The 3,981-nt window shown below is 64.5% G+C and carries 4 protein-coding genes; all 4 read left to right on the top strand.

From position 1 onward, the window contains the following. A partial coding sequence (locus WA702_RS08475; protein ID WP_425110074.1) for an amidohydrolase family protein occupies positions 1–661 on the top strand: 661 nt, incomplete at its 5' end. A gap of 20 nt (positions 662–681) precedes the next feature. Further along, positions 682–1,530, top strand: a complete 849-nt coding sequence (locus WA702_RS08470) for an MBL fold metallo-hydrolase (protein ID WP_425110073.1) — start codon at positions 682–684, stop codon at positions 1,528–1,530. A 266-nt stretch (positions 1,531–1,796) separates the two neighbouring features. After that, positions 1,797–3,368, top strand: coding sequence for an isochorismatase family protein (locus tag WA702_RS08465; protein WP_425110072.1), 1,572 nt, complete (start codon positions 1,797–1,799; stop codon positions 3,366–3,368). 8 nt (positions 3,369–3,376) lie between these two features. Beyond that, a partial coding sequence (locus WA702_RS08460; protein ID WP_425110071.1) for an FMN-dependent NADH-azoreductase occupies positions 3,377–3,981 on the top strand: 605 nt, incomplete at its 3' end.

Here is a 3,981-nt window from a genome sequence, read left to right as displayed (position 1 = left end):
GACGGCGGAGGAACGCGGTTGGCCGCATGCGATCGTGGCCTATGCCGATGTCTCCGTGGACGACGTACGGCCGCAGCTCGATCGCCTGAAGCGCTATAGACTGCTGCGCGGCGTGCGCATGCAGCTGCACTGGCACGACAATCCGCTCTATCGGTTCGCTGATCGTCCTGACCTCGGCGACGATCCGGTGATCCAGCGCAACGTCGCGCATCTCGCCGACTACGAGTTCAGCTTTGACCTGCAGGTGTTTGCGCCACAGATGGCGAGTGCCGCGCGCCTCGCTGAATCCTGCCCGCGCGTTACCTTCATCCTGCAGCATGCTGGCATGCTGGAGGATCTGTCGCCTACGGGCCGCGCAGTCTGGCGCGAAGGCATGCAGCGATTGGCGACCTGTCCGAACGTGGTTTCGAAACTGTCCGGGCTCGGCACCTTCATTCATCGCAACGATCCCGCGCACATCGCCGACATCGTCGCCGAGACAGTGGCGCTGTTCGGCGCCGAACGCTGCCTGTTCGGATCGAACTTTCCGATCGAGAAACTGTGGACCAGCTATCGCGCCCTCGTTGACGCGTTCCGCGCGGCGGCCGCACCGCTCGGTGCCCAGGAAGGCGACGCGTTGTTCTGCACCACCGCGGCTCGCGTCTACCGGCTCGACACATAGAAAAATCAAAGGGAGGACCAATGCCGCTGGAGATCAAGATCCTGGACTATGGCGATATCGAGCTGGAATCGAGTTTCCTGGTGCTGGGGCGCGATTGCGGCCGCACCAGGCGCGTGCTGACGCTCGGCTTCCTGATCCTCGGCGGTCCCTATCCTGTCGTCGTCGACACCGGCTATCGCTCGAACCAGATCATGGAGGTGCTGGGCATGCGCGGCCTGCAATTCCATGAGAACATGATCGAGAACCAGCTGATGCGCCACGGCGTGCGGATGGGTGACGTCCGTTACGTCTGCCATACCCATTTGCACATCGATCATGCCGGCAAGGACGATCTGTTTCCGATGAACACGACGGTGGTGCTGAACCGGCGCGAGCTGGAATATTCGGTGTCCGGCCTGATGCATCCGCAATATCCGGCGCCCGACATCAAGCATTTGATCGACCGCCTGCACACCAAGAGCGCGCTGCGCTTCCTCGATCTGGAGCTGACCGGCGCGGTCGAACTGATGCCCGGTGTCTATTGTGAGGCGGCGAATGCGCACACCGAGGGATCGATGAACCTCCACGTCCACACGGCCGACGGCATCGCCACCATCTGCGGCGACGTGATCTATGATTTCAACGACCAGATCGTGACGCCGTTCAACGAAATCCATGACGCCGAGCCCCGCACGACCGGCAATCACGGTACCTCCAAGCGCGCCGAGAAGGCCGCGATCAAGAAGCTGCTGTCGAGTTCGCGCTATCTGCTGCCGGTGCATGACCGCCCGGCCAAGATCGAGCACGGCGTGGTGGTCGGCCGAATGCACGACCAGGTGCCGGGCCCCGTGGTGCAGAGCCTGCCATCACGAAATTGGTTTCCGGCTTGAGGAATGGACATGCAAATGTTCGAGATGGCGTCATGCAGCCGATCAGCCGGTACAGTGCACTCCCTCTCCCCGTTCTTACGGGGAGAGGGTTGGGGTGAGGGGCAGACGCACGAGCAGTGTGAGTTGTTAGATCTGTACCCCCTCACCCGGATTGCATCTGACGATGCAATCCGACCTCTCCTCGCACGCGGGGCGAGGTTCGCTCTCACGTTCAGGGAGGTCGCCGAAACAGCCTTATTCTGCTCGAAGTACATGAGGAGCAGCCGATGACCCACGTGACGGTGCGCCCCGAGTTCGAGAAGCTGATCGACCCCTATGCGCCGGTGGGGCAGGTCGCGACCGGCTTCGAGTTCACGGAAGGGCCGATCTGGCATCCGATCGAGCAGTTCCTGCTGTTCTCGGACATGCCGGGCGACGTGCGGCGGCGCTGGGATCCGCGGCGCGGCACCACCGAGGTCCGCCGTCCGTCCAACAAATGCAACGGCATGACCTATGATGCCGAGCTGAACCTGATCGTCTGCGAGCACGCCACCTCGTCGCTCATCCGCGAGCGGCCCGACGGGCGGCGCGAGGTGCTGGCCTCGCATTTCGAGAGCCAGGAGCTGAACAGCCCCAACGATGTCTGCGTGCATTCCAGCGGCGCGATCTATTTCTCCGATCCCTGGTACGGCCGCATGCCGATCTATGGCGTTGAACGGCCGCGCCAGCTCGGCTTCCAGGGCATCTACCGGGTGCCGCCGGGCGGCGGTGCGCCGCGGCTGGTCGTGGACCGCAACCTGTTCGACCAGCCGAACGGCCTGTGCTTCTCGCCTGACGAGCGGCTGCTTTTTGTCAACGACACCGTGCAGGCATTGATCCGGGTGTTTGACGTCAATGCCGATGGCGGGCTGTCGAATGCGCGCGTATTTGCAAGCGCGATCCGCTCTGAGCTCGAGCCCGGCCTGCCCGACGGCATGAAGTGCGACCAGCACGGCAACGTCTGGGTCACCGCACCCGGCGGCGTCTGGGTCTATTCGCCCGCAGGCGAGCTGCTCGGCAAGGTGCGCGTACCAGAGCTCGTGGCCAATCTCGCCTGGGGCGGGCCTGATTTCCGCACGCTCTATCTGACCGCGACTCATTCGGTCTACGCGATTCCGACCAAGGCCGGCCCGCGCCACGAGCCTTATATGACCGCGCGCGCCGGCGGCTCGGCTTCGCGGCCCACGGCATCGGCGCCGCAGCCTGCTGGTGGAGACATGCAGCTCGATCCCGCGCGCTGCGCCATGATCATCCAGGATCTGCAGAACGATGTCATCATGGAGGGCGGCGCATTCGCCGAGTCAGGTGCTCCGGCTCATGCGCGCCAGCAGCGCGTGGTCGACAATGTCAGGCGGCTCGCGGAGGCTGCGCGGGCGCGCGGTGTCGTCATCATTCATGTCTGGTTCGTTGTCGAGCCCGGGGCGCCGGGCGTCACGCTGAATGCGCCGCTGTTCGAGGGACTGGTGGACAGCAAGGCTATGGTACGCGGCTCCTGGGGCGCGGCGCCGGTGCAGGGGCTTGAGCCGCGCGCCGGCGACTTCGTGGTCGAGAAGATGCGGATGAGCGCCTGGGAAGGCACACGGCTGGAAACCATCCTGAAGGCGACCGGGCGCGACGTCATCATCAACACCGGTGCCTGGACCAACATGTCGGTCGAGCACACCGCGCGCACCGGCGCCGACAAGGGCTATTTCATGGTGGTGCCGGAGGATTGCTGCTCGACCATGAACGCCGAGTGGCACAGCGCCTCGATCAACTTCGCGCTGCAGAACGTCTCCGTCGTCACCAACGCCGATACCGTGCTGAAGGCGCTGGGCTAGGCGGAGTGATGCCGAAGCTGCTGCACATGGTCTGCTCGCCGCGCGCGCAGTCGGAGTCCTCTGCGGCCGGCCGGATGTTCGTCGACCGCTTCCGCGAGACGCACGTCGATTGGGACATCGACGAGATGGATCTGTGGCGAGAGCCGCTGCCCGAATTCGTCGGTCCGATCCTGGATGCCAAATACGCCCGCATCGACGGCCGCGGCTTCAGCCATGACGAGCGTGATGCCTTCGCAGTCGCGGAGCGCCTGGTGATGCGGCTCGCGCTCGCCGAGCGTGTCGTGATCTCGACGCCGATGTGGAATTTTTCGATTCCCTACAAATTGAAACAATGGATCGACGTGATCAGCCAGCCGGGCCTGACCTTCCGCTTCGATCCGGCGACAGGTTACCTGCCGCTGCTGAGCGACCGGCCAACCCTCGCCATCATTGCGAGTGGCAGCGATTTCATCACCGGCATGAACCGCGGCCGCATCGACATGGCCACGCCCTACCTGCGGGAGGCGTTGCGCTTCATCGGCATCCGCAGCGTGCAGTTCGTGCCGGTCGGCCCGACCACAGGCCCCGCCGATCCGATCCGCGACGCCCGCGACAACGCCCATCGCCGCCTCGC

Origin of the sequence: Bradyrhizobium sp., assembly GCF_049798375.1 — a bacterium.
Taxonomy (GTDB): domain Bacteria; phylum Pseudomonadota; class Alphaproteobacteria; order Rhizobiales; family Xanthobacteraceae; genus Bradyrhizobium.
The sequence above is the reverse complement of the archived record's forward strand: the minus strand, read 5'-3'. Positions and strand labels throughout refer to the sequence as shown.